Origin of the sequence: Streptomyces sp. NRRL B-24572, from assembly GCF_002156145.1 — a bacterium.
Lineage (GTDB): Bacteria > Actinomycetota > Actinomycetes > Streptomycetales > Streptomycetaceae > Streptomyces > Streptomyces vietnamensis.
Window position 1 is genome coordinate 1 of sequence record NZ_MWIG01000922.1, and the last position, 2,122, is coordinate 2,122.

General features: G+C 71.1%; 1 protein-coding gene and 2 pseudogenes. All 3 read left to right on the plus strand.

All coding sequences use genetic code 11. The annotated features are described in order from the left end of the window. Positions 1-734 (plus strand): annotated as a pseudogene (locus CCN56_RS38275) (hypothetical protein); the annotation flags it as partial. Between the two features lie 11 nt (positions 735-745). Beyond that, entirely contained in the window at positions 746-1,876 is a 1,131-nt protein-coding gene (locus CCN56_RS38280; protein ID WP_086832259.1) for a hypothetical protein, read from the plus strand. Continuing rightward, positions 1,876-2,122: pseudogene (locus CCN56_RS38285) on the plus strand (hypothetical protein); the annotation flags it as partial. The gene CCN56_RS38280 and the pseudogene CCN56_RS38285, both read left to right, overlap by 1 nt.

Here is a 2,122-nt window from a genome sequence, read left to right on the forward strand (position 1 = left end):
TCGGTGGAGGCGCCGCCCGCCCAGTCGATGCCGCCGGTGCCGGCGGAGGCGCCCTTCTTCACCTTGACCGTGAACAGGGTCAGGGAGCGGGCGGCGCCTCCACCGACCTGCGCACCACGACCGTCTCCTCCGGCGGCATCCTGCCCGTCTACAACAACGCGGGCGTGGCCGGCGCCTACCCGGGCCAGTACCAGGACAACGACAACGCCCACTTCCTCCAGCGCTGGGACGGCACCGCCTGGGTCGCCTACCCCAAGGAGATCGGCGGCATCGCGCCCAGCGGCACGATCACCACCGGCAGCTACCCCGGCCAGTACCGGGACTACAACGGCGGCCAGCTCCAGCGCTGGAACGGCACCGCCTGGGTCGCCTACCAGCCGCCGGTCGAGGTCGAGACGACCGGCACGGGCGCGACCCCGGCCGCCGGCTGGACGCTGGTGGGCTTCGCCGGCCGCAGGACCCGCGGCGTGGCCACCGTGTCCGTGACGGTGACCCGCAACGGCCCCGACCTCACCGCGACCACCGCGGGCAACCTCAGCCCCGACGAACTCCTGTGCACCCTGCCCGCGGGCTGGCGCCCCTCGTTCCCTTACGAGGCCACCGGCACCGACTTCTACGGCCAGGGCTCCTTCACCTTCAACACCGACGGCAACGTCCATGTGCGCACCTGGTCCGCCAACGGCGTCCTGACCGCCGGCCGGAACATCCGCATCACCGCCACCTACGTCCTGTAAGGGGGCCCTCGATGGCAATCGACACGCCCTACCGGGCGATCTTCTGCGACCTGCTCACCGACCAGACGCTGGACATCCTCCCCCTGCGGGACGTCTCGTTCGACGACTACATCGGCAAGGCCGGCTCGCTCTCCGGCACGATCCCCATCCCCGACAAGGCCATCGCCGACCGCGTCAAGAAGGTCCGGGAGGGCCGCACCGCGGTCTATCTGGAGCGCGGCGGCGACCTGTGGTGGGGCGGCATCGTCTGGACCAGCACCCTGCAGTCCAGCGGCCGCGGGGTGCTGACCCTCGGCATCCAGGCCGCCACCTTCGACTCGTACGCCGGACGCCGCCGCATCCGTACCGACATCACGTACAACACCCCCACCGACCAGGTGGAGATCGCCCGCCGGCTGTGGCGCGAACTCGACGTCCAGACCTATCCCGACGCCCCCGAGGGCGAGGAACCCCGCCGGCTCGGGATCACGTTCGGCGACGAGATCCCCAAGTTCCAGAAGACGGCCTCGTGGCGCAAGGGCGACGAGACCGTCTACCTGGAGGCGCTCGACCAGCTCGCCGCCACGGAGAACGGCTTCGAGCACCAGATCATGGTCTACCGCGACCCGGTCACCGGGCGGCGGATCCGACAGCTCCGGATCGGCGAGCCCAAGATCGTCACCGGCGCGACCGACCTGATCTTCGACCGGCCCGGCGTCATCCTGTCGTACTCCTTCCCGTACGACGCGACCCGCGGCGGCACCACCGCCCTCGCCCGCGGCGCCTCCACCAACGCCAACGCCGCCGCCGAGTCCCGGCCGATCTACTCCACCCAGCAGTACGCCAGCGACCTGCTCGCGGACGGCTGGCCGCTGATCGACCTGTCCTCGGACCACAACGAGGTCACCGACCCGCTCGCGCTCGACTCGGTCGCCGCCACGGAACTCGCGCAGTCCCGCGGCGCCGTGGTGATCCCCTCGATCAGCATCCACCTCGGCGGGATCGTCCCGCCGGCGCTCCTCGGCCGCGTCGCCCGCATCCGGATCACCGACGAGTGGTACTCCCAGGGCCTCGACGCCCGCTACCGCATCGTCGGCGCCAAGATCACCCCGCCGGAGCGCGGCCGCCCCGACACCGCCGAGCTCTACCTCGAGGAGGCCTGATGCCCCAGCTGCCCGAGGACATCATCGACCGGCTCAACCAGATGGAACGCCGGCTCAAGGCCCTGTCCACGGCCGTGAACACCCGTCCCGCCGTCAACGAGTTCCGGCCCCCGCAGACATCCGGCAGCGTCACCATCACCCGGCCGCTGTTCCGGATCTTCGACGGCTACAACCACGAGATCTTCGCCGACGACATCATGACCGGCGGTCTCGCCCGGCCCTGGCTGCAGCTCATGCCGCCGCTGG